This is a genomic window from Candidatus Enterococcus wittei (assembly GCF_002140175.1).
GTDB classification, from domain to species: domain Bacteria; phylum Bacillota; class Bacilli; order Lactobacillales; family Enterococcaceae; genus Enterococcus_B; species Enterococcus_B wittei.
In genome coordinates, this window is record NZ_NGMO01000001.1 from 517,340 (window position 1) to 543,735 (window position 26,396).

The following is a 26,396-nucleotide window of genomic DNA, read 5'->3' on the forward strand; positions in this document are numbered from 1 at the left end:
TCGATTTACTATTCTAGATTAAAATAATTATAAGCTAGTTAAGAAAAACATGCAAGATATTCTCAATTAGATTTTTCGATTAACTTAGTAACTCCATCTTCTTGTTTAATCAATCGTTGTTTCAACAAATTCCCGATCGCACGTTTGAATGCTCCTTTGCTAATACCAAATGCACTCATGATTTCTTCAGGTTCTGACTTATCTGTAAGTGCAATTTGATGATCAGCAGATCGTTCTAAAATCGTCAAGATCATCTGTGCATCATCTGAGATTGCTTCATGTGCCCTTGGTTTTAAGGAGATATTTAATACACCATCTGGGCGTGTTCCTACCACTCGTCCCTCTAAATGTTCTCCTAAACGAGGTTCTCTATAACGTTCAGACGGATGAATAAATCCTAGATAATAATCATCTGTTAAGAGATATGTTCCAGTAAGCTTCAATCGATATGCCGTTCCAGAAATATTTTTATTTTTTAGTTCATCTGTTCCAAGTTTACTTAATGATTTAAATATTTTTTCATCGGCAAGACTACCCCAAATACGATCTTTAGCATCTACTTTTAGAGCAATCATCAAATGATCGCCTTTTTTAGGCCATAATTCAGTCATGGTTGGCAATTCATCTAAAGAAACAACAAAATCTTTATCTGGCAGACCCACATCCACAAAAACGCCTAGGTCTCTTCTGGACGAAGTAACTGTACCAAATGCATAATGCCCGATTCTACTTTTTGGGATCTGTGTGGTAAAACGATTCTCTTGTTTTTGATTTTGATAGGCAAAGCCTTCAACTGCTTCGCCAATCGTATGCTCTCCTTCTTCTTTACTTAAACGGAATGTTTGACCGTTTTTTTGTACAAAATAATTTTTTTCATTTTCATCAATTACCATTGCGGTAAAGACATTTGCTAATAATTCGTTCATCTTTTTCTCCCTCTTTATAAAAGGCTTTGTTTTCCAACTTTTCTTTGTTATCATAACATACCGTTTTATTTATGGATAGCTGAAACGCTAAGATTCCCCTTTAAAAAAGTGGACAACACAGTTTTCAATCTCAAGAAATAAGCCCAAGAATCCTGATAATAGTATGGCCTATTTTCAAGATTTCCAGGCTTATTTCTACATGAATTCTTCTGAATAACTGTACATTTGATTTTAATGGAATAAGATTCTATCCACTACAAGATGTCATTTGCTCTATTTATCGAACATCGATCTATTTAATTGCTACCATTTCCGCCAAACCATCCTGTTTTACAGTTGATCGTTACGATATAAAATGGCAAAGCACTTTCTCCGATTCCGTTCATCAGTGGCGATTTAGTCGAAGTGGCATAAAGATTGTAATAGCCTTCGCCATTTTCTATACGCGCTTTTTCTAGTCTATAGCCACCTTCAACGATATATCCTCGTTTTATACATGTGGCAATCACACTATCTTTGACCCCAGGTGCCCAATTCCACGCAGCATTTGTCTCATCCGCCACATCACTGGCTCTTGTGGACATGATTGGCTGATTGGCTGGGTTAGTTTCACTTGAAGAAGTTTGCGCCTGTTGTGCAGCGGCTTGTGCTTCTGCTGCGGCTTTTTCTGCCGCTTCTTGTTGTGCTTTTAGCGCTTCAGCTGCCTGTTTTTCTGCTTCGGCTTTTTTGGCTTCCTCAGCTTTTTTGGCTTCTTCTTTTTTCATTAATGATTTATTGACTTGATCTAACTCTGTGATAAGTTGCTTCGTTAATTCAGGATTTTTCACCTTGGCAACTTCCGATTTAGCCACTTCATATTGTTCTTTTGTCGCTGAATCCTTGACTTTACCGTCTTGATAGACGACTGCAGTTTTTTCTTTTGCTGTTTGTAATTGGTCATATTGTTTTTGTGCTTCTGTTTGCGCTTGAGCAATCAATTGACCGAATGCCGTATCATCTGTTTCGATCGTTCGAATTGCTTTATCTTCTTTGATTTTTACTTCTTCAACTAGGTGATCATCCGCAATGACTGGATTTGTAAACCATTCATTGACCGATTGGATCTGTTTTATTTTATTTTGGATATCCCCATACATTTTTTCTAATCCTGGATACTCTTTTTCCTCTTTTACTTCGTTTAATGATACTTTTAATTTTGATAAGTCTTGATTGATCTTATCTGTTCGAATAAACTCTCGAGCATCATCAACGTAAAAATCAGTTAAATTGTTTTTTAACTGGTCGACCTTTTCTTGCTGACGTTGTTCTTGTGCAGCAATCTCTGCTTGTACTTTTTGGTGATGATCGTAATACATCCATCCACCCGCACCGAATAATAAAATCGCAGCTGCTGCCAAATAAGGGATTTTTCTTGATTTTTTTTGTTCTGGTTTCTTAGGAGATTCTATTTTATCGGAAGATTGACTTGTCGTATCTTGATCCTCCTTGCTAGTTGATTCAAAATGAGCGTTTTTCTCACTTTCTGTGTATGTTTCTTCTAACTTAGAATCATCTTGCAAGTCTTCTTCAACAACTACTTGCTCATCACTTTTGTCATTTGTTGATTCATCCTCATTTTTTGACTCTTCATTCAGCAAAATCTCTTCCTCTGTCAGGTCCTGAGGTTCCTGAGATTCTTGTAGCGTCACCATGTCGACATCTCTTTCTTTAATCGTATCCTCATTCACATCTATTTCATTTCCATCTAGCCTTTTTTCTGGATTGTCTTCAACATTGTTAGCTGTTTTGGCAGCCACTTGCTCACTAATCATTCTTAGGAGTTCTTGGGCGTGCTCTTCTTTTGTATCTTCTCGATGTGCTTTGATATAAGCAGCCAGTATAGAGTTTTCTTCTTCATTATTGACCGCTTCTTTCAACTCTGCCACACGTTGTTTTTGTTTTTCTTTCAATGCTTGATCTGTAGACGTAAGACTGTCTGTATGTTTATGAGCTTCATCTTTTTCATCAAATGATTTCTTCTCAACTTGGTCATTATTTTCAGCAATATCTTTTTCAGATTTGTCTTTTTCTTGGATTGTTTCATTTGTCTCATCACTTGATTCAAATAGTTCCATGACAGACTCTAAAGGTAGGTCTTTTAATTCTGACCACTCAATGGGATCATTTAGTTCCGTTTCCGGATATATTTCATTATCTTTATCTGAAACAGAGGATGACTGATTCAGATCTTCTGTTAGCTTTGGGTCATCTATTTGTGGTTCGAAGCCACAATCTGGACATTTCAATTGATTTTTTATTTTTTTTGATCCACATTTTGGACATTTTTTCATCACTTAGCGATCGGCTCCTTTACTAGGTTTGCGCTATCATTAAATCTACCATATTCTTAACCACACGCCAATAGGTTATTTAAAGGATTTTAACAAAAAACAATGAATTACTAATAAATAGACTTGGACAGAAATGTTTAACTACAAGATATAAGAGGGTAAAATTCAAAAAGCAAATTTCGTAAATTTCAGCTTATTTCCGAAGGATTTGCTTTTGCATCCACCGTTTATATGTATTTAGAGCGTGGAACTAAAGGAGATAACCCTTTTGTTCCACGCTCTTTAGGATAATTTCACTTTTCTTCCACTTAATTATAAAAGAAAATATGAATATTTAGTTGATATACTGGTTTTATACCAATTTCGATCTCAGTATTTTTTACGAGGATTTATTCTAGAAAATCTTTTAATTGTTTTGAACGTGATGGATGGCGTAATTTTCTTAATGCTTTAGCTTCGATTTGACGAATTCTCTCACGAGTAACACCAAACACTTTACCAACCTCTTCTAGTGTTCGAGTACGCCCATCATCCAAACCAAAACGCAAACGCAAGACATTTTCTTCACGATCCGTCAATGTATCTAACACATCTTCTAATTGCTCTTTCAATAATTCATACGCCGCATGTTCTGCCGGACTTGTTGCTTCTTGATCTTCAATGAAATCACCAAGGTGTGAATCGTCTTCTTCACCAATTGGTGTTTCTAAAGAAACAGGTTCTTGCGCAATTTTTAAGATTTCGCGTACTTTTTCAGTAGGAAGATCCATTTCTGCTCCGATTTCTTCAGGCGTAGGTTCTCTTCCTAAGTCTTGAAGCAATTGTCGCTGAATCCGAATCAATTTATTGATCGTTTCCACCATATGAACAGGGATACGAATGGTACGAGCTTGGTCAGCGATTGCCCGTGTAATCGCTTGGCGGATCCACCATGTCGCATAAGTAGAAAATTTGAATCCTTTACGATAATCAAATTTTTCTACTGCTTTCATCAAACCCATATTTCCTTCTTGAATCAGATCCAAAAATTGCATCCCACGTCCTACGTATCTTTTAGCGATACTTACAACTAAACGTAGATTGGCTTCCGCCAAACGTTGTTTAGCTTCTTGGTCACCTTCTTCAATCTTCAGTGCTAGTGCTACTTCTTCTTCCGCAGTTAAAAGGGAGACACGGCCAATTTCTTTTAGATACATACGAACTGGATCATTGATTTTTACACCTGTGGGAGCAGAAAGATCTTCTGTTTTAGCTTGTTCTGCTTTTTTCTCAGCACTTTTCAGACTATGGACAGATGGTTCACCATTTTCATCAACGACGCTGATTCCAGCATCTTCCACTTTCTGGATCAATTTATCCATTTCATCTGCATTTAAAGTAAATGGTGTAGCTAATTGATTTGACAAGTCATCGTAAACCACTTGTCCTTTTGGTTTATTTTCCTTTATGAACGCTGCCACTGCCGCTTCATATTTTTTCTCATTCGTTCCATTTGCCATAAATGAAGGCCCCCTTTAAGTAGCTATTCGGCTTGTTTTAACTGTTTCGTTAAATTAATGATTTCGATTGTCAATTCCAATTCCAACTGTTTGTTGCCAGTTCGTCGGGCTTCATGCTGCTTTTGTTTTTTTATTGTGATTTCTTCAGCTAAGCCAGACTTACTCATCACGCGCAACAGGTCTTGGATTTCTCGTGGCGTACTTTCTTCAGCCATTCGTAAGTATTCAATCTCCACCACTAATCGCCTTAAATTTTCATCTTGCAAAAAGTCTAAAAACTCTGCAAGTTTGAATTCCCCATGTTGTGACACAAACGCATCAAATAAAAAATAGATTTCTGCGTACGTATCATGAATAAACTGTACATCCTGTTCTTTTAACAGACTTCTAACCCCACGTTCCTTAAACGCTCGATAAAGCAACATTTGTTCTGCTTTTTCCACCTGAGTCAATGGCCTTTTCTGTTGAACCATTGATTGTTTCGGTAAAGATAGGTCATTCGAGACCGTTGATTGTTCTTGACGGGTAGGCTGATTTTGCCTGCGAAGATCACGAATCTGCTTTTGCATTGTTTCCCGACTTAATTGAAACTCACTAGATAACTGCGTGAGATACATATCTTGTTCAATCGGTGAAACTACTTTGCTCAGTTCATTCAATACTTCTTCAAGATATTCGATCTTATCTTTTTCATTTTCCAGATTCTTTTCTTGTTTCAAGTAGCTCATTTTGAAGGTAAAAACTGTTTCTCGCCCATGTTTCACTAATTCTTGAAACGCTGATTCACCGTACTTACGTAAGTACTCATCTGGATCCAATTTTTCTGGAAGGGCGACAATCGATAGCTGCAGGCGACTATTTTGACGTAGCAGCTCGATCCCACGATTAGTGGCTTCTACACCTGCTCGGTCACCGTCATAACAAAATACTAACGATTTCGTCAACTTCTCGATTTGTTGGATTTGTTCTGTGGTTAAACTTGTTCCCATAGAGGCTAAACCTGTTTTGACTCCTGCTTGCCAAGCTGCTATAACATCCATAAATCCTTCAAATAATAAAACTTCACCGGTCTTACGAATGTCGCTACGAGCTTTGTCCAAATTAAACAGGACTTGCCTTTTGTTAAACAATTCGGTTTCAGGGCTATTTAAATATTTAGGTTGATCTTTCTGTTCATCACCATCAGGAAGGTACCGCCCAGAAAAACCGATCGTTCGTCCCTGAGCATTACGTATAGGAAACATGATCCTTTGATAAAACCGATCAGATAGTCGCCCATCATCATGTGATACAAATAAGCCAGACTCTTTCAATATTTCCTCTGAATAAGATTCATTTTTGACTACTTGTTGCAAAAAAGAACGTTCATTTGGTGCAAAACCAATATTGAAAGTTTCAATCACTTCAATCGTTAACCCACGTTTGAGCAGATAATCTAATGCAGGTTCACCCACTTTGGTATGCAATAACATGTGATGATAAACTTCTGCTGCTTTCTCATGGACAGCAATCAGTTTACCAATTGCTGAGTCACCATGTTGCATTGGTGATGCTTGTTGGCGCCATTGATCTTCAATCTGGATTTGTTCAAAATCAGCAACCTTGATCACCGCTTCTGGAAAAGACAATCCTTCCAGTTCCTGAAGAAACGTAAACACATTTCCTCCTTTTCCACAGCCAAAACAATGGAAAATTTGTTTATCTTCTGCAACGGAAAATGAGGGTGTTCGCTCTTCATGAAATGGGCACAACCCAAGATAATTCTTGCCAGATTTTTTTAATTGGACATATTGCCCAATTACTTCAACGATATTCGTTTGGCTACGAATCGTTTCTATGGTCTCTTGAGGAATCCTTTGAGCCATGTTTTCACCCCCTGCAATTGTTAATACTTCAATGATGAAGTATTTCAGGAGAATAACCGGTAAAAAATCGCACTAACAAAAATCAGTGCGATCTTAAAGGACACAATTATACATGTTTCATTGTAACATAATTCTATACTTTTTCAAGTGAGAGATTTCAAAAATAACAAACAATTTATTTTGCTGTCACCTGAACCGTTGCTTGTGGATTTACTTTCTTTAAAAGCTGCGCTTGGATATCGATTTTCCAATAGATCAAACGTAAAATAATATTCAGGATCATAAATCCAATGAAGTATGGCCAAGTAGCTCCCAGTCCAAGTTGTACTTCCAACAGACCATGGAATAGCATCGCAGCTACATATATCCCTACTACCGTAGTCACAGCTAAGAAAATGCGTAGTGGATTAAATGGCAGACAAGCTTTGATTACTGCCATACAGCTGATCCCAATCAGTAAATAATACATTAATGTCGTCGTTGTTTCTGTTGACCATGCTTGGTTTTTACCAATCACATAAATAGCTACTACATTGAGGAAAACAAGTAGCGCATTTGGCAATGCATTGACTAATGCAGTAGGTAGATAACGATAATCGACTTTGCGTTTGTCATTTTCAAAAGATAAGAAGAAGGATGGATATCCTTCAATCGCCAAATCAATCAATGTGATTTGGATTGGGATGAAGGGGAACCCAATTGCTGTGACCGCACATAAAATAGACAAGATAAAGGAATAAATCGTCTTGATAAAGAAAATCCCTGAAACTTTCGTCACATTATTTACGACACGGCGTCCTTCAAAGAGTACTTCGGGTAACGTGGTGAAATCTGAATCAAGCAACACTAGGTTAGCAATCTGGCGAGTGGCACTATCTCCTTCAGCCATTGCAATACTACAATCTGCTTCTCGTAAAGCTAAGACATCATTCACCCCATCGCCAGTCATCGCCACCGTTCGACCTTGTTCTTTTAATTCATTTACTAAGATCTTCTTTTGTTGCGGACTGACACGACCGAAGACCGTATACGTACGCACGGCTTCCCTTACTTCTTGTTCTTCCGTCAAGTTTGATAAATCAATATACGCTTCATAATTCGGTAAACCTGCCCGTCTTGCAATATTGGAAACAGTTACCGGATTGTCTCCAGAGATCACTTTTAGGTCAACTCCTTCTTCATGAAGATAAGCAAGAGTTTCCTGCGCATTTTTACGAATTGGATCATCGATCTCAAACAAGGCAATTGGTTCAACAAGTTGAGGAGCATCCTCTGTCAATGTATGAGTAGGAGCAATTCCCAGCATCAATACACGATAACCATTCGCCTGAGCTTCAATCAAACTTTTTGGTAACCGACTATTTTCTACCAATCGCTCTGGTGCACCGATATAGACAGTTCCCAATTCAGGAAACACCATGGCTCCCCATTTTCGGTCTGAAGAAAAAGCTAATTTATCAGTAACTTCATAACGGTTGGAGATAGCAAAATAATCTCTCAAGGCATGCATCGTTAAGTTATTATCACTACTTTCTGCCAAATACGTTCCCATAATTTGAGGAATCGCTTCTTCATACGTAGGTTGCAATGTTTCTACACGTTGAATACTCATTTTTCCTTCAGTGATCGTACCTGTTTTATCCAGACACAAGGTATCTACATGAGCCAGCGTTTCAATTGAATACATATCTTGTACAAGAATTCGCTTCTTCGCAAGTTTCGTGACTGCGGTTGTCAATGCGATACTGATCAACAACACTAGTCCTTTGGGCAACATTCCTAATAAGGCAGCTGCTGAAACTACTACAGACACTTGAAGAGAGGATTCTCTTATAAATAATGCTTCTAGAAAAAGCACAACACCTAAAGGAATGATCACAAAACTGGTGAATTTTGAGACCTTACGAATCGAATCGACTAACTCAGAACGGATTTTTTTATGCGTTTTGGCTTCGTTCGTCAATCGAACAGCATAATTATCGGCGCCAACACGTATAACCGTTGCATAAACAGAACCACTTGTTAAGTAACTTCCTGAAAGCAATTCAGCTCCTTCTTCTTTGATAATCAAATCAGATTCACCAGTTAATAACGCTTCGTTCGCTTCTGCTCGTCCTGACAAGACTTGCATATCTGAGGGAATTTGTTCACCTGCTCCGATCTTTACAAGATCACCTAGAACTAATTCTTTCGTGGAAATCAATTGCTCTTTTCCCTCACGAATGACCGTCACTTCCGCTTGAGAAATAATGGACAGTTTTCGTACAAGATTTCTAGCATTGATTTCTTGATAAATCCCCATCGTGATATTTACAAAAATAATTGCTAAATAAGCCATATTGGAGTAGGCGCCTACCAATAGCAGACATATTCCTATACCGAAATTCAAAAAATTAAACAAAGTCAAAATGTTGTCTTTAAAAATTTCTTTGGTGCTTTTTGAGGCATCCTCTTGATAATCATTTTGCTGACCAGAGGCAATCTTTTGGCTTACTTCTTTTTCTGTAAGTCCTGCTAATTCTTTCATTTCCATTTTCCGCCAACTTTCAAAAAATAATTACATCATTAAGTCTATCTTTTTCCTTTAATAAAAACAACTTGTTTTTATTCATTTCAGCTTAAACTATCAAAGAAGTTTAATGTCCTTATTCACTATCTAGTCTATAGGATTGTTATGAGATTCGTTTCTCTACTCACCCTATAAATCCATTTTTTTATCCCTAATTCATCGATATTCAATAACCCATTCCTGTGATATTAAGTGAAAGGATGAGAAAATAGGTAGCACGATTTTCTCACCCTCTCACTTAGTACTCGGAACTATACAGCTTTTGAACACTCTTATTTATATTGTTCTTCTAATCGACTCATCCACCAACCTAATGCTCCACCAGCTATAAACAAAACTGGACATGCAAGAATTCCTGCAATTCCTAATCCTGAGTAATCTGTGGGAATGATCATGATCGTTGATGCAAAAACGATTCCTAAAATGAAATGGAATAGCTTGCTATAAGCCTTTGAAAAGATGAAATCCATGACTTTGGATAAACCAAGAACACAAACGATTCCTCCGATAGCAATCGGGATAATCACTTCTAAGCGAACTTCTTTGAAGCCATCTGCCATTGCTTTATACAGTCCCATATAAACCAAAAAATTGGAGGGACTTAATCCTGGAACAATCATCCCTAAGCCAATCAAGGCTCCCGCCAAAAGCCATGTATACAAATTTTGTTCCACTTGGCCGTCGAATAACTGAGCACCATAAAGTAAGAAAAGATAGCCAACCACAAAAGTTGCAACCATAATGATTAGGTCTGTTTTATCTCGTCCTTTTTTTCCTGATTCCTTCCATAAAGCAGGCACAGTTCCTGCAATACAACCAACAAAAAACCACAGAATAGTTGTCTCATAAGCCCCTAATAAAAAGCTGACTAAAAAAGATAATAGGAACACACCAGTAATGCCTCCTAAGCCTACAGGTAAAAAGAATAAAACATTTTCTTTGAAATTTCTGGTAAGATGCGCAAGAAAAGAAATCAAACGTTCATACATGCCAAAAACTGCTGCTAATGCACCACCGCTTACTCCAGGCAATATAAAACCTGAACCAATAAACATTCCTTTAAAAAAACGCAATCCCCAATCTTTCGTTGTGTTCTTTGATACTTCTCTCACTTCTGGATTTTTTTCCACTTGTTTTAGCACTCCTTCTTTCTAACCATTTTTTATTTTCATTTATCTTTTCTTCATGCTTTTTTAAATTTTTTTATACCATTCAATGATTTTCTCATTCATTTGAACGAGATCAACGTAAAACATATTACCGCCATTACTATAGAGATATCCGCCATTATACAATAAAGATTGGATTCGCCAATAACGATACGTTTTCTTTTCCTCGTTTCCTAGTAGTGGGCTTAGCACATTTTTTGAATACTCTTCCGCAATGGACAACGAATTTTTGCCCCCTCTATTCTTCACATAAACAATGTAATCTTTTCCAAAATTATATGCTTGGATCGCTGTTGCTAAATCGCAACCTTGCTTTTGTGCCTCATCTATCATTTCTGCAAGATAACTCACCCCTTGATCGATGCTCTCTTTTTGTGACGTGATTGCTCCAATTTGACCATGGGCACTTTCAGAACTCTGCATCAGATCGACACCTTTTCCTTTTGACTCTGTCAAAATAATCGCTTTGACTAGATTTTCATAATCTTGCATCTGATATTTTTCTACAGCTGTTGTTATTTCTGCTTGATATTGATCCACACGTTTGAGCGATTGATAGGTCCTACCCAATAGAAAAAGAAGTATGACCAAAATCGCTAGACTTAATATACTTCCGATCATTCGAAAGAGTGATTTTCTTTTTTTTCTCATTAAAACCCACCTAGTTATTTTGACATCTTTTTTTATCTTACTATTTCTTTGACTTCTTGGCTATTTCTAATCTGTTTTTATTCTGTCAATTTAATAAAAAATGAATTTTTCATCTTTTAATTAATCTTACGAAATTGATCGTTTTTTTTATTGGATATTGATTTTAAAAAAAGGAAAAAGCCGTTATACTGGAAAACAGTAGGTGATTGTATGGAAAAAGAAAGAAAATATGCGAAAATGTCCGATGGTACTGAAATCTATTATGAGAAAAGTGGTCATGGCTTCCCACTATTTTTGCTGCATGGTAATGATGGGAGTGGACGATTTTTTTCTGAACAAGTTCCGCTTCTAGAACAACACTTTACGGTTTACCTTGTAGACAGTCGAGGACATGGGCATTCCACGAATGAAGCAGGAACCTTAAACTTTCGTTTGATGGCTGAAGACCTGTCAACGCTTATGTTTCTAGAAGGTATTACGAAAGCTGATTTTCTGGGATTCAGTGACGGAGCGAATCTAGCCCTTGTATTTTCGAGCCACTATCCGGAAAAAGTCCATCGTTTGATTTTAAATTCGGGAAATACTTTATTAAGTGGTGTTCTTTGGTCAGCTAGGCTATTGACTGCTCTTCATTACTTATTGATATGGGTATGCGCACTTGTTCATCCTAGATTTCGACAAAATCTATTAGTCATTAATCTTTTGCTTCATGATATCGGGATCAGCACCGAAGACTTAGAAAATATCAAGAGTCCAACGATGATCATCGTCGGAAAAAAAGATGTAATCAAATTGAAACACTCGCTTTATTTAGCTAAAACAATTCCTAATGCCTCATTTGTCATCGTCAAAGGGCAAGGTCATCAATTAGCTAGAAAAGATCCAAAACGTTTCAATCAGGAAGTGCTGAACTTTCTTACAGAATAAATAAATGGTAGGTGATTTTTTGTTTAAAAAGACGATCCAATGGTTTAAGAACCACTTAAGACTTATAAAAACCGTATTCTTAATCTCTGTCCTTGTCATTATTATTGGAGAGTTAATGAAGATCGGTACCACATTATCTGCTGCACAACTGGCTGAAGTATTTTCAACCATCCCGATTTGGAAAATAGGAATCATGTTGATTATTGGCTTACTTTCTGTTCTGCCGATGATTGGCTATGACCTGATTTTGAATCAATTACTGAATCAAAAACAAAAACCTTTATACTTATTAGAAACAAGTTGGATGATCAATACGATTAATAATATCGCTGGATTCGGTGGCTTTATCAGTATCGGGTTGCGTTCTGAAGTTTACGGAAAAAGAAAAAGCAGCCGACAAGTCATGCAAGCTTTATCTAAAATTTTCTTGTTTCTGATGGCAGGATTGTCCATCTATAGTCTGATTTCCTTTTTAATGGTATTCTTCACTTCGGTTTCGCCTTTTTTAAAACAATACTGGATTTGGCTAATCGGTGGAGGCTTGTATTTTCCACTTGTCTTTTTGATTACCACCCTAAAAAAAGAAGGATATGTTGGCGGGTTGACTTTTAGAGCCCAAACACAATTAATCCTGGTTTCCCTTTTAGAATGGACAGGTGTTTTGACGAGTTTTCTAGCCGTTGGTTACTTAATGGAAGTCCCCATTGACTTATGGCAAACGATTCCACTATTTATAGCCGCTTCTGTGATTGGGATCGTCTCCATGATCCCTGGAGAAATTGGAAGTTTCGATGTCATGATGATCTTAGGACTTTCAGCTCTTGGCATTCCAAAAGAAACTGTCGTTGCATGGATTCTGCTTTATCGTCTTTTCTATTACTTCATTCCGTTTTTCATTGGTCTAGTTTTCTTTTTTAAAAATGTTGGAACTTCCATCAATCAACGCTACTCAGGCATTCCTAAACAACTGAGTACGGAATTAGCCCACAAGATTCTTGTGGTTTTGATGTATTTTTCAGGTATCTTGCTTGTTTTATCTGCTACTGTTCCTCAAGCATTCGCAGAATTTCATTGGTTACATCATATCAATCCATTAAGGTTAAGCTTTATTATTCAATTTCCGAGTATCTTACTAGGTTTCTTATTCGTGATCATGGGAAGAGGAATCGCTGCACGTGTCAAGCGTGCTTACCAACCTACGATAGTATTGATTGTACTAGCTCTCTTATATGTTGGCATCAATGATTTGAGTATAACGGCGATTATTTTCTTACTGATTCTATTGCTCATAGTCATTGCTTCAAGAAATGAGCTTTTTCGCGAACAACTGATTTATTCTTGGGAATGGTTGACAATAGACGGGCTGATTATTGGTACACTGACTGTTTTATATATCATTATTGGTGTGTATAACATGCCAGTTTTCCCACATCGTCAACATCATTTTATTTCATTTTTCTTGTTTCCTTCAGAAAAGATCTGGTTTTCCGGTTTACTAGCCATTGTCGCGGTTAGTTTCATGATCATTCTTCTCGTCCATTTTCTTCAAGGAGAAAAAAAACAAGTAGGAGAAATCGTCAATGAGCAAAAAGCATTAGAAATCTTGCAAAAGTTTGGCGGTAATTCCGACAGCCAATTGATTTTCTTAAAGGATAAACGGATGTTTGTCTATGAGAAAAATGGAGAAGCAACTGTTTTGCTACAATTTGCTTGTTACAATAACAAATGTATTGTCATGGGCGATCCTTCTGGTAAAAAAGAAGATTTCCCCGAAGCAATCGAATCTTTTATTGCAGAGACCGATCGCTTGTGTTTCCTACCGGTGTTTTATGAAACCAGTGAAGAACTGGTAATGATTTTGCATGAATTTGGTTATGATTTTATCAAAATGGGAGAAGAAGCTCATGTTCAATTAGCCTCATTTACGACATCTGGTAAAAAAATGAAAGGAACACGCGCCATTTTAAATCGAATCGATCGTGAAGGATTTACGTTTGATATCCTTTACCCACCTTTTTCTCAGTCACAGATGCAAGAATTGAAACAAATATCGGATAACTGGTTAGGAAGTCGCAAAGAAAAAGGTTTTTCATTAGGTTTCTTTTCTGAAGAATATTTACAGCGTGGGCCAATTGCCGTAATAAAAACCCCTCAAAACGAGCTAGTTGCTTTTGCTTCGATTATGCCAACTTATACCAATAACCAAGTAGGAACGATTGACCTGATGCGCTACGATCCAGAACGCGCGCCTTCAGGCAGTATGGACTTTTTATTCATCCATTTGTTTGAACACATGAAAGAAGATAACGTCCAGTGGTTTAATTTGGGGATGGCTCCATTAGCCAATGTAGGAACATCAAGAAAAAGTTTTATCCAAGAACGTATTTCCTATCTTGTCTATGAATTTGGTTCTCATTTCTACTCTTTCCAAGGATTGAGAGAATATAAAGATAAATACGCAACTAATTGGACATCTCGCTATACTCTTTATTCTCGTGATAGTTGGGTTGCTTATGTAATGATCGCTCTATTGATTATTGACAATGCACCAGTTGATCACATAAAAAATCAGCCTCGTGGTGTAAGAAAATGGTTTAAAAAATAAACAGTTACATCAAAATTAACGACCAATAAAAGGCGAAGAATCTGGAAAATAGAAAAACTATTTTCGGATTCTTCGCCTTTTTCCTGAAATCACAAGTTGTTGCATCTTTTTAATTAATAAACAATCAGAGATCGTCTACGCTTCAATTTCAGTCACAATCCCAGAGCCAACTGTTCGACCACCTTCACGGATCGAAAATGTCGTACCTTTTTCAATGGCAACTGGATGGATTAAGTCCACATTGATCGTTACATTGTCACCAGGCATTACCATTTCTGTTCCTTCTGGCAAAACAATCGTTCCTGTTACATCTGTCGTACGGAAGTAAAATTGTGGACGATAATTATTAAAGAATGGCGTATGTCGTCCACCTTCCTCTTTAGTTAACACATACACTTCTGCTTTGAATTTCGTATGTGGTGTAATGGATCCTGGTTTTGCAATCACTTGGCCCCGTTCAATGTCTTCACGTTGGATCCCTCGCAGTAATATCCCCACATTATCACCTGCTTCTCCGTAATCCAATGTTTTACGAAACATTTCTACACCCGTAACAATCGCTTTTTGAGTTGTTGGTTTAATTCCGACGATTTCAATTTCATCCCCTACACGGACTGAACCACGATCGATTCTTCCAGATGCAACTGTTCCGCGACCAGTAATAGAAAAAACATCTTCCACTGGCAATAGCAGTGGTTTATCTGTGTCACGTTCTGGTGTTGGGATAGATCGATCTACCGTATCCATCAGCTCGGTAATTGCTGCTTGAGCTTCTTCATCCCCTTGCAAAGCTTTTAAAGCAGACCCTTTGATAACTGGTATATCATCACCAGGAAAGCCATATTCACTTAGCAATTCACGTACTTCCATTTCAACAAGATCAATCAACTCTTCGTCATCGACCAAATCAACTTTGTTCAAGAAAACAATTAAATGTTTCACTCCTACTTGTCTAGACAATAAAATGTGTTCTCGCGTTTGTGGCATTGGACCATCCGTCGCAGAGACGACTAAAATTGCACCGTCCATTTGCGCTGCCCCTGTAATCATATTTTTGACATAATCAGCATGTCCTGGTGCGTCAATATGAGCATAGTGCCGTTTTTCTGTTTCATACTCGACATGGGCCGTATTGATCGTTATCCCACGTTCTCGTTCTTCTGGAGCTGCATCGATACTTGCGTAGTCCTGAGGATTTGCTAAGCCTTTTTTCCCTAAAACGGTGGTAATCGCAGCAGTCAATGTTGTCTTTCCGTGGTCAACATGTCCAATGGTCCCAATATTTACATGTGGTTTACTTCTATCGTAATGTTCTTTTGCCATAATTAACAAACCTCCTATAGTTTCTACGCACTGAATATTTCAGTCCTTTTTTGTCCACTTTCATTCGACGTCTTTTTGAATGATTCAAAGAAAAAACATCTACCTTACTTTTTGTAAGTAATGAACAATCCCTATTATACGTCAAAGTTAGTCAAAGTCAATCATGTTGCATCGACCATCTCCCAATTCAGCAATCCATGTACCATTTCTACAAAGATTTCAATTATTTTCAGTTGATCCACGTAGTTTACCAACCTCTTCAAATCCTGCTCCAGTACCTCTCTGATGAAAAATTTGCTTTTTATTTTTGATTAATGTCACGATGATCTCTGTACTGGCTTTTTCGCGAATGACGCGATTCATCAGACCATTTTCTGGTGCCATTAGAAGATGTCCCACCTTTTGTAATACTTCAATTTTCAATTCAAGTTTGCTTTGCCTGATCCTAATAACTAAATAATCGCCCTCTTGATAGATGTTTCGAATCTTTGCACCGTAATAAGTAGCCAACCGATATTCTTCATCCTCGATTTGTAATACTGAAATAATTCCCAAAAAATGGAATCCAAGAAATGGAATCTCTGCTGCTGAAAAGAAAAAGCGCGCTGTTGGTGTATCAAATTGATTACACTGTGCCCATAAGTAGGCAGAAGGAAAAGAACTTCCCCAGTCTTTCTCCAAATAGCCATTGCCATGGGTAAAATCAATTGTTTTTCCGTTCCAAATCAAATTCCCCTTCAAGGAATGGTTCATGCTTAGTATGCCATGGTAACATTCCATAAAAGAAATATAAGAAAACGGCCCCATGATACTAGGTGTATAACGGCCTCTTTGTAATGAAGAAAAATCACCATAATGAATGGTTCCCTTGACGGTTAGACGAGGACTAGATAAAGAAAGAGACATCCCCTCTTCACTAAATTCATTCTCTCCGATTTTTATAAGCAATTGCTCCTCACATACCATAAGTTGCTCATGGTCAAAAAAGAAACACTCTGAATAATCATGGCTGATTACTTGAATAAATGGATACGTCTCATCATTTTCTGCTATTGAATACCCTGGGATAAAAGAATAGACTTCATCTCCAATTTGATGTTTAAAATACCAGCCTTCAAAAAAAGGCGTTTTTTTCTTGTATCCTTGAAAAAATTTATCTGTTGGAATCATCATATTCTACCCCCAAGTTCAAATATATCTATTTTATCATGCTTCGTTGTATGTTCTTTTTAATACGCTCATACCTATCTTTTTTACTGTTTTCAATGAAATAGTTTTTTTTGTAAAATAAATCCTCCTAAAAAGGTAGAATAATAACTGTCTTTTGAAATTGGAAGGCTTGAAGATTTTTCCTTTTTTGTCTGAATGAACTTTTATTTACTATTTTCTATAACCTCTGAATGAAAGAGGCTGGTACAGAAGTGTTTAGCTCTGACAAATAAGAAGAGATTCACGAAAATTGCTTTTCAAATTTTTGTGAATTTCGGCTTATTTTCGAAGGAGCTGTTTCTGATTCCGCCGTTTATACGTATTTAGAGCGTGAAACAGAGTAAATAATACTTTTGTTACACGTTCGATAATGAATTCCTAAGTATCACATGACTAAGTATAATTATCACTCTAGCATTTCATCAAAAAAAATTAGGAGATGATAAAAAAACTTAAGACGATCAAAAAATCGAAAAAGATCGTGCTAAATCAAAACACCTATCGATTTTCTATTTTATCTTACAATTTTTTTTGTGATATAATCGTTCGTAAACTTAAATAAAGCCACCCACTTAACTATTTTGGAGTGATTGGGTAGCTTTATTTAAAACTACTAAAAAATAAAATATTCAGTATATCGCTATGTAGTTGATACTAGTATCTTCATTCATTATCTCAAGCATTTAGTCGATTTTCTGTAGGTTGTATTGCAGATCAACTACTACTTTTATAAAAACACAGGTAATAGATAATTTACTTTCGAACTTTAGTTAGATGGAAAGAAGATTCCCGAAATTTGATGATTCATCTGAAATCCAAAGGGACGTTTAATTCTTCAAGTAAACGACCAAGCCACTATTCATGAAGCTTTCTATCTACGTACATGACTGATAAAAGCATACACTACTTGATTAACATGGTGAAACTTTGCAGGTTTTTGCTTGATTGCTGGTTGCGCCTACTCTCATTTAACACCTCACATATTTTTTTACCTTGGTCCACAAGATTGAAAAAACTTTTCTGTGTTATGTTATTGGTCAGTTCTATACTCTGCGAATCACCGAAGTTAGTTGATCTCTCAACTACTTCCCTTTTTTCTCTTCCCTCACTCGACTGAGTCGTACTACCGTTAGATATTACACTTGTCTGATCAAGAATGTCGGCTGTCTGTTCTTGTGTCTGCTCCAATTGAATACTCTCAAAAGAGTCCAACTTGGTTATATAATGCAGTGTGCTTAATACAGCTATTAATCCATCTCCTAGCTTCACATCATTAAGACTTCTAGCTACACGAAGTTTCCCTTCGAAATCTCTTTCTTCGGCAAAATCCCTGATGATCGTCATCAACATTTCCGCATCAATGATCTGCAAGTTCACCCGTAACAGATCATTTCGAGCAATTTCTTCTCTTACAGTTCTTTTAGATAATTCTACCTTATTTTGATGCCAAGCTAATTGATCCACAAATGCTTGAAACCCGGTTGATTCAAAAATTGTTCCATATTTTTTATCATAATCTTCCAACATCTCTTGCCCACTCTTTATCTTAAATAACATAGCCCTCTTATAGGTCATGAGGTCTTGTGTATCAGAAACAATATGACTTGTTTCATGAAGGAGCACTTCACTTTTAGGTGTCTTTAATTCTCGACCTGGATCATAATTTGGCTTTAAGTAAAAAGCATCAACGAAAAAGTTTATCCGACATTCTGGATCATAATCTGTTACTATTGCCAAAGCATGGATGCCGCTATCATACTTTGAACGATATTTCTGCGGGCCACTTTCCTGAATTAAATCAGTGGAAGTCATCAAAATATTTTCATAATCCCAGTCCGCAGTTTTTTGAAGGAATTGTTTCCCTTTTTTGGAAGAATCTAACAATCGGTTAACAGCCTCCTTCAAGATAACTTCTTGGTTGGGTGCATTATCCAATCTAAACATTTTGATCAAATATTGACCTTGTGGGCTATCTGCGATTTTTTCTTTCGTTAACAGCTCTTGACACAACTCTAGTGTCTTTTGAAAATGACTCTGTGCTTTTGGAAATTCTTTTAACAGATCTTTTCGAAATAAGTCGATATATTCTGGTACATTTTCTGACTTTATTCCACCATACACTCGGAAAACAGGATCCGGCTTTTTGGGTAAAGTACGAAAAATCACTTTCAAAATAGCCTCTTTAGCCCATTTTGGATCATTAAAAACAACAGGTTTTGCTATTGGAAGAAAGGCAGTTATTGGATCCAAAGACACACTGTCATCTTCAACTCTTTTGATTACACTTTTATCCTCAGCACTACCAAAATTAATAGCCTGTCTAAATTCATTCCATTCCTCACCTCTTCCAGGTGCCTCTGGAACGGTATTATAAGGTGGAAGATCCAATTTCTCATTTCCCTGTATAGTGGCTCCCTGCGAAGTGGCACCTTGCGAGCTTTCCGGTTCTCCTTCTTTTGATGTTGCTTCCTCGCTAACAGAAGCTTCTTTCCATCTCTCTTTTTCTAAAGCCGTTTCAAAACGGAATTGTTCATTTTCAGAATCAAAGATCAAAACTGTTATCGGCTGAAGAGCATCTTTTTTCACTAAATGATACCGATCTCCATTCTTATGTAACAAAATCAACGGAATATAGTGATTATTGATCTTGATGTAGGATCTCCCTGAAGCATTCCACATTAACCCTTTCTCTCGGGATCCAGAAAGAACACTTGGATCTTTCGTGGATTCAAACTTATCTATCATTTTATTGATTTCCTCTTCTAGCACTTTTGATACATAGGGAGAAGTAGCTGGTTCAAAAAACCATTCTTTTCCATTGTAGCTCACTGGAAAAACGTTCTCCCCTTCACACACATCATAACGTACACCTTGTTCATCAATCGCCGTGATTCGAACTGGAATAGTATGATCTTTCATTTTAATATAATACTTTGCTTCTTCTCCTTCTTTCTTTACAGTGATAATTTCCCCCTCGCCATAAGCTGCCGGATTCACATTTGGTTCAATGACAGTCACTTGAGACTCGTCTAGTTTAACCGATAATCGATCAATCAGAGCCACCTGTTCTTCCGTAAATGAAGCAGGTTCGACAAAACGTTCTAAGCGCTTACTTTTCAACATAAAAGGAACACCATAGACCGTTCCAGTCGCCAGATTCGTCACATGTCTATACAAATGGTCCGGCATTTTTTTCACTGCAATTTCCGGTCCATCTCCTGGTAATTTTGCTAACACTACATCTTTAGGCAAAGAAGGTGTTTCCTTTACAAAGTCCGCCAATTTCTGCAAAGTTTGTCTCACCTCTCTTCTTACCCAAAATTCATTTCTCAAGTAGATTAATTCCTTGACCACAAATTTCCCTCCACTGCTCGCCAATTCAATTCCCGGATCGAGATAGCGTAGGATACTTTTTAAAACTGCCTTCACTTCTACGACCTTTGGTGTGAAGCGTGCTCCTTGATAGATTGCATTTTTTACTCCTCCTGTGGCAATGGCTCTTGCCAGCCCAAGGGCAAAACGTGTATTGAGGGCTGTGATTTGCCCAATGATTGGGATTAAAAGAACGGCATCGATGACACAAGAAGGAACCGCCTGACTAGCATCTTGGTTGGCGATTCCCGTAATACAATCATAAAATGGGATCAGATGTTTGATGAAATCCCATGCTTGTTCACTATAAGATTTGTCATTACCTGATTTATAAAGCTCATCATACAAGGCATCACTGTGTTTTTGGCTGAATAAATCAATCAGCTCTTGCATCTCCATTCCCTGAGAGTTCTTCATGCTCTGTTGCTGATGAGTGGAAAAATTAAAGTAACGATCGTCTATTTGAATCCCATTGCCAACTTTTTTGTACCCTTGTCCCCAAATCTCCGGATGGTCCAGTAGTCCATATTTGAGGTATAACAGTGGATTTTTATCTACTCGGTAGAAAACATACCCCCCATCTTCCTCTAGTTTTTTTAGTGCGTACCAACGTTCTTCATTTCCTTTGACCGCCACAAATAAATCAGTATTAGTCAGCTTAAGCCTCGTACGAAAGGCGGCAGGAACGTAGCCTTTCACTGAGGTACTTGGAGCTGTATATACGGTATGTTCCAACTCGGCATTGGCTTTATAAAGTTGAGTTCTTGAAGAAAAAATAAACTGCAGTTCTTTGGGATCAAATGCCTTCAGCGCAAGCTCAATCAACTTTTGATCAAACGCATAATACTTATCTGATACGGCTTTAGTCAATTTTTTGTACTTATCGTCTAAAATAGGCGCTGTATAGCGCGTGGGGCAAGGTTGTGAGCCACTAAGATATAATTCTTCGAGGGCGAAATTGAGTGAGGGGGCTCCAAGTGCAATACACTTTTCTACCTCTTCTGATGCTAAGGCTCCTTTACGACGCCAGTTAAGGACCTCTTCTTGATAAAGATTGTACAAATCATTGAGGGTTACTTGGTCTTCCATCAGCTTGAAGTATCCATTTTGCCAATATCCGATAAAAGTCTGAAGGGCTACTTCTTTATAATTCCCTTTCTCTAAGGATTCCCGTAAGACATCTGGTGCGAGCTGTGCCGTGGCAAGTAAAGCAGGGGTAAGCAAGTAAGACAATGCTTCCGGACTCTTCACACTATTTTTACTGACTGTCTCCAAAAAAAATGTGCCAATCATCCGAATCTCTGTTTGTTCAAAGTGTGTCCGAACTCCTTCATCCTCTAGTAACTTTGTCCCCATCAGTTGCATCAATAGACCATAGTCAGAAATCAACAATTCATCTGTCAAAGCACCTTTCTCAAGAAAATAATTCGGCAATACCTCTTTAAGTAACAGCCCCCATAGGTTATTAATAATGGCATCTCCTTCTTTAGCAATATTAATAGAACGTGAAGTAAGGAGACCTGATTTTCTCAACTTATCAGCTTCAAATAACTTTCTAAGACTACCAATAGTAAATTGAGAAGGTTCGGGAGAATCAAGGATCTGCTTAACCATAAAGACTTCCACCGAACTCCCCAACACATTTTCAAACACCCATTTCATGAGAGTTAATTTTGCATCCTTATCGGAGATCTTTTCACCTTCTTCTCCTCCGTAGAGTTTCAATTCTTTTAGGATCACTTTCGTTAATGGTTGAAGCTTTTCAGATTGCAACACCATTTCACTATTATCTTTGGTGAACCATTTCCCCATCGCAGTTAATATTTTCTCTTTGTTTGAGGTTCCCGTTAGTAATCCTTCTTGAAGAAAAAATTGGGCTACTTTGTCCAATATATTAGGGTCACGCCAATTAGGCGCATGATACTTAAACTCCGATCTCTCACTAATGACCGAAGGTGAGGTACTCGTTGTTTCTGTTTGTTCATCTATCGTTGGTTCAGTGGTAGTTAAAGTAGGCGTCTCAATTTCAATCGTATCATAAAGCCATTTCATAAAGGTTTCTTTTGCTTCTTCCTCCGAAATATTCGCATCTTCTTTTTTTCCTAAAATGAGATTCGCTAATTTTTTTACTTTCATGAAATCGACGAACACTTTGCCTTTTACTTGCATTGTCGCCCAGTACGCTGCTTTCTCCACGAGTTCGTTGGGCTTGGAAGCATCCACATTAATTCCCTTTGTCAATAAGAAAGCAATGATTTTTTTTAATGTTTCCTCTTTTTGTTCTCCTGGTGACTTAGTTGGTTCTACATCGCTTGCTCCCTCCTTTAAAAGACTCTCACTACTTCTACTTGCACTATTGCTAAGTAGAAATATCTCAACTTTTTCTTTCCTATCCTCATTCATCACAATTTCACTTTTCTTAATTATTCCCATATCACTAACTTCCTTATAGGTATAATCAGCTTGCGCATTATTATTTTCCCATTGAAGCAAGAGATGTCGTGCTTTTATAACTGTCACATCTTTCACTTCAAGTCCATACTCCTTTTGAAGTAATTCTGCCACTTGCTTTTCTCTTGCCTCAATAATCGCATAGGTTTCTCCTCCAAGGATCCATTGTTGCATACCACGAACAATTTCTCTTGGGGATTCTTCTTTAAAAGGAACTTTGTGATCGATGAGAAATTTTTTTATTGCTTGATTCACCACGGGAGTTTTCTTCCGATTTTCAAAAAGGAGCAGATTATAATAGATCAGGCCGATTGGTTTAGACTGAGGAATGGACGGCTTGCGACCATTGATAAAGTCGGCAAAGATTTGCTTGTGTTCATTTTTATAGCGATTATAATAAATATCTTCAGCCCCTTCTGATTTAGAGAGCTGATGATAAACCGTCTGGAGAGTGATTTGTTTGTAGGTATAGCCTTCTAAAAAGGTATTGATTTTCCATTGCATCAGGATGGCTTGTATTTTTCTTGAGGATAACGTCTCTCCTAATCGGACATTTTCCACCCCGTAAGCATTTAATATGAAATATACCAAGTATTCCTTTCTAGCTAATTTGTCATAAGTTCCATTATTCCCCATTTCGAGCCATTGTTGCTTTGCTTTTTCTAGTTTCACTCCTGTAGTTTTATTGACTTTAATTCCTTCCTTAGTAAAAAAGCCTTTCATCTTTTTATTGACTTCAAGAGTTTCATTCCGCTTTAGATAAAGGACTAGATCATAATAGAAGTTGGGGAGAGGTTCTGGATAACGTGTCGAAGGAACAAAATTATTCGTAATATCTTTATCGATTTTTTCTACTTGTGCTATTTCGGGTTCATTAAAGGTGAAATTTTTGAATGCATTGTTGTTTATCCATTGATATACCCCAGCTTCTGCAAGATAATTGGAAAGTCCTTCCGTATCATAGCCAATTTCCTGAAGAATGATATGTGCAATTTTTTCCCTTCTGTTTAGTACTTCAGCTTCTTCCTTCCCTTGCTTGATCCACTCTTGTACGGAAAGGACCGTTTCAAGATCGGACAATTCCTTTTTTGTAATCTTTTGTTTCTTTAAGAATTCCCTGATTTTCTTGTTGATTTTCTCGGTTTCACTCCGATATTCATAGACCTCAAAATCATACCACATAGGCATCAGTCGTTCCAACGTTGGTACAGGACAAGGAAGCCCGTTCAGAAAAGCCATCATAATATTGTTTGCTTTTGTTAAATCTGCTTTAGTGATTTTTCCATAGTAGGATTCCCATTCAAAATCACTAGGTGGAGCAAGTGGATGTAGAGGCGGTGTAATTAGAAGCGGGCTGCTTACTGTGGTTGTTTCATTCGTCGTCACTGCCACTTGTACTTGTGTGATTTCTTTGAATTTGTAGTCTTTGAAGATATTGTTGTTCCGCCATTGATGTAAAATGGCAGTTGTTCTCATAAGTGATAACTTAGGAACACGAAGGTTTGATTTCTGAAGAATTAGTTTAGCAAGTTCCTCTCTTCTCTTTATCCTAACCATTATTCCTGTTTCTTGTTCCCATTTTTCTACAGCAAGAATTAATGAAGGGCCTGACAAATTTTCTTGTAAAACTTTACGTTTACGTAAAAACTGATTGATTGCTTCATTCACTTTTTCTGTATTACTACGCTTTTTAAACACCTCTAAATCGAACCAAAAAGGCGGGAATAGTTCAGAAGTTAAAGCAGTAGAATTCTTTCCCTCTAAATAATCTGTCATCGTGTTATTTATTTTTATCATCGTAGCGTTAGCTAAAGATACATCAGATTCCAATTTGGGATCGTTAGGGACTGTAATATTCAGGCGTGGGAAGGCCACTGGTAATACTACGGGAAACGTTATTAAGCTTGCTCCAATGGGCCTTGCCTCGGTTCCTAAAATTTTGAGGCCATCCCATTGTTGAAGAAACCCATCTACCATTTCAGAAAAGCTCCCTGCTAGATGCCAAAATTGTGAAAAAAAACTCTCTTCTTCAACAGGCAACACTGATACAACCTCTGGAATTATATCTAGACCGGGATTCTCTTGCTTTTCATTTCTAGATTTTTTTTGTAAAGGCTTGGTTGGGAGCGAATGGTTTGTTTGCTGAATCCTCACTGGAACTTTTAGGTTCTTTTCTAATTGGGGATTAGTGGGAAATTGGTCTCCATAATTTACTGAAAAGGTACTGAGTAACCAATCAACAAAATATGACATCACCGAACCATTACTTGCACCATTTTGCTCTTGAGTAGAAGAGGCCTGTTCGTGTTGGTAAAAGAACTGGTAAAACCGCTTAGTCAAGTCATTCCAAAATGTTTCTGACACTTTATTATGTACATTATTTGAATCGTTCCCTGTGGCATTTTGCTTGCTTTCATAAGCAGATTGAAAGGATTTACTTAGTTTTTGCGCTGCTATTTTCGCAGAAAAAGGATAGGTTCCTTGAATCGTCGTATTAGTCAGGGCTTGAGGAGAAGGATGAGAAAATACACTTTCTTGCTTCATTTCTTGATTGTTCTGTCTCTTTGCTTGACCGACCGCATCTTGACAAATAGTTTTAAAACTTGTTTGTTCCACACTTTCTCCCGCAACAATATAGGTGTTCACCTGATCCGTCCTTCTCGTGGTGGTACAATTTACCAGTTTGTAGAGGTCATGAACTTTCTGGTGAACAAAAACACTTAATTCATGTGCTCTCTTCGCTATGTCAATGTCCTGTTTAGTGGACGTTGATGTCTGATTGTGTAATGTCTGATTGCCAAAAAGTGGGCTAGTACTGGCAAACGGTAGTGCAATTGATGAGGATGAATGAGACCTGATATGGGGCGTACTCCAAAATAATGGAGACTGGATTCGGTCATGATTGAGGGTCGATGTTGAAACAAAGGAATGGATCCTTGTCTGATTTCCCTCTCTTCTCACGTCAATCCGTGTATTCACTTCAAAAGCTGGTGGAGTTCTTTTTAAGACCATCTGTTGGTCGGGAAAATCTAATGGTGGAGCCATCGCCAGCAAGGTTCCCCACGTATGAAGCCAGCCCACTGGGCGCTTTATTCCTTTGGATGTTATGGTATGTCCCAATGTGTTGGAGACATTGTTTAAAACTCTTTGGTCATCTCCTGACTTCTTCTTGTCATTCATTTCGTTGTAGTGCCGACCACTTGTTTTTCTAGAAACATCTTGTGGTAGCCTTAGCTTCTTCGTCATCTTCGGTTTCAGTTGTATCCTTGCATTTTGTGGCATCTTGTTCACTCCTTCGTTAAAATTAATTATAGGACTATTATGTTGTATAAGTATTCATTTAAATAACATCTAAAAGTCTATGATTTTACACAGCCAATCAAATTTCTATGACTGGCTCCAACAACTCTGCATCATTTTCTCCAAAGTGACAGTTCTTGCATACAAAAAGCAACCGTTCATCAAAACTAGAAAAACAAAGAATAGATAAAAGCATCTTT

Annotated in this window: 12 protein-coding genes; 2 read left to right on the top strand and 10 right to left on the bottom strand. The window is 37.5% G+C overall.

The window, feature by feature from the left end:
* Nucleotides 1-62 precede the first annotated feature (62 nt).
* The 7 genes from A5844_RS01955 to A5844_RS01985 form a co-directional block, all read right to left on the bottom strand.
* Nucleotides 63-926 carry a CvfB family protein gene (locus A5844_RS01955; RefSeq protein ID WP_086283442.1) on the bottom strand — a complete coding sequence of 288 codons (864 nt, stop codon included), beginning with the start codon at nucleotides 924-926 and terminating at the stop codon, nucleotides 63-65.
* A 296-nt stretch (nucleotides 927-1,222) separates the two neighbouring features.
* Complete coding sequence (locus A5844_RS01960; protein WP_086284063.1) at nucleotides 1,223-3,256, bottom strand: cell division site-positioning protein MapZ family protein; 2,034 nt, start codon at nucleotides 3,254-3,256, stop codon at nucleotides 1,223-1,225.
* 389 nt (nucleotides 3,257-3,645) lie between these two features.
* Nucleotides 3,646-4,755, bottom strand: coding sequence for an RNA polymerase sigma factor RpoD (gene rpoD, locus A5844_RS01965; RefSeq protein ID WP_086283444.1), 1,110 nt, complete (start codon nucleotides 4,753-4,755; stop codon nucleotides 3,646-3,648).
* A 23-nt stretch (nucleotides 4,756-4,778) separates the two neighbouring features.
* The gene (gene dnaG, locus A5844_RS01970) at nucleotides 4,779-6,620 is read right to left on the bottom strand and encodes a DNA primase (RefSeq protein WP_086283446.1); all 1,842 of its coding nucleotides are present in this window, start codon (nucleotides 6,618-6,620) and stop codon (nucleotides 4,779-4,781) included.
* A 175-nt stretch (nucleotides 6,621-6,795) separates the two neighbouring features.
* Nucleotides 6,796-9,153: a cation-translocating P-type ATPase gene (locus A5844_RS01975; RefSeq protein WP_086283447.1), complete on the bottom strand. Its 2,358-nt coding sequence runs from the start codon at nucleotides 9,151-9,153 to the stop codon at nucleotides 6,796-6,798.
* A gap of 308 nt (nucleotides 9,154-9,461) precedes the next feature.
* Nucleotides 9,462-10,244: a DUF368 domain-containing protein gene (locus A5844_RS01980; RefSeq protein WP_244610774.1), complete on the bottom strand. Its 783-nt coding sequence runs from the start codon at nucleotides 10,242-10,244 to the stop codon at nucleotides 9,462-9,464.
* A 138-nt stretch (nucleotides 10,245-10,382) separates the two neighbouring features.
* On the bottom strand, nucleotides 10,383-11,009 hold the full coding sequence (locus A5844_RS01985; RefSeq protein ID WP_086283452.1) for a lysozyme family protein: 627 nt from the start codon (nucleotides 11,007-11,009) through the stop codon (nucleotides 10,383-10,385).
* A gap of 210 nt (nucleotides 11,010-11,219) precedes the next feature.
* On the opposite strand from A5844_RS01985, the gene A5844_RS01990 reads away from it, so the two are divergent.
* A complete protein-coding gene (locus A5844_RS01990) occupies nucleotides 11,220-11,936 on the top strand; it encodes an alpha/beta fold hydrolase (RefSeq protein ID WP_086283454.1) in 717 nt (238 codons plus the stop codon).
* Between the two features lie 19 nt (nucleotides 11,937-11,955).
* Complete coding sequence (gene mprF / locus A5844_RS01995; protein ID WP_086284064.1) at nucleotides 11,956-14,541, top strand: bifunctional lysylphosphatidylglycerol flippase/synthetase MprF; 2,586 nt, start codon at nucleotides 11,956-11,958, stop codon at nucleotides 14,539-14,541.
* 135 nt (nucleotides 14,542-14,676) lie between these two features.
* On the opposite strand, the gene tuf is transcribed toward mprF, so the two are convergent.
* The 3 genes from tuf to A5844_RS02010 form a co-directional block, all read right to left on the bottom strand.
* Nucleotides 14,677-15,864, bottom strand: coding sequence for an elongation factor Tu (gene tuf / locus A5844_RS02000; protein ID WP_086283455.1), 1,188 nt, complete (start codon nucleotides 15,862-15,864; stop codon nucleotides 14,677-14,679).
* A gap of 219 nt (nucleotides 15,865-16,083) precedes the next feature.
* Nucleotides 16,084-17,034: a tocopherol cyclase family protein gene (locus tag A5844_RS02005; RefSeq protein ID WP_086284065.1), complete on the bottom strand. Its 951-nt coding sequence runs from the start codon at nucleotides 17,032-17,034 to the stop codon at nucleotides 16,084-16,086.
* Between the two features lie 942 nt (nucleotides 17,035-17,976).
* Entirely contained in the window at nucleotides 17,977-26,178 is an 8,202-nt protein-coding gene (locus A5844_RS02010; RefSeq protein ID WP_086283457.1) for a QWxxN domain, read from the bottom strand.
* Nucleotides 26,179-26,396 lie beyond the last annotated feature (218 nt).

Coding starts and splice junctions, on each gene's coding strand:
- rpoD (WP_086283444.1), bottom strand. CDS start 4,755: ATGGCAAATGGAACGAATGAGAAAAAATATGAAGCGGCAGTGGCAGCG.
- tuf (WP_086283455.1), bottom strand. CDS start 15,864: ATGGCAAAAGAACATTACGATAGAAGTAAACCACATGTAAATATTGGG.
- A5844_RS02010 (WP_086283457.1), bottom strand. CDS start 26,178: ATGCCACAAAATGCAAGGATACAACTGAAACCGAAGATGACGAAGAAG.
- A5844_RS01960 (WP_086284063.1), bottom strand. CDS start 3,256: ATGAAAAAATGTCCAAAATGTGGATCAAAAAAAATAAAAAATCAATTG.
- A5844_RS01980 (WP_244610774.1), bottom strand. CDS start 10,244: ATGTTTATTGGTTCAGGTTTTATATTGCCTGGAGTAAGCGGTGGTGCA.
- A5844_RS01985 (WP_086283452.1), bottom strand. CDS start 11,009: ATGAGAAAAAAAAGAAAATCACTCTTTCGAATGATCGGAAGTATATTA.
- A5844_RS01990 (WP_086283454.1), top strand. CDS start 11,220: ATGGAAAAAGAAAGAAAATATGCGAAAATGTCCGATGGTACTGAAATC.
- A5844_RS01975 (WP_086283447.1), bottom strand. CDS start 9,153: ATGGAAATGAAAGAATTAGCAGGACTTACAGAAAAAGAAGTAAGCCAA.
- A5844_RS02005 (WP_086284065.1), bottom strand. CDS start 17,034: ATGATTCCAACAGATAAATTTTTTCAAGGATACAAGAAAAAAACGCCT.
- dnaG (WP_086283446.1), bottom strand. CDS start 6,620: ATGGCTCAAAGGATTCCTCAAGAGACCATAGAAACGATTCGTAGCCAA.
- A5844_RS01955 (WP_086283442.1), bottom strand. CDS start 926: ATGAACGAATTATTAGCAAATGTCTTTACCGCAATGGTAATTGATGAA.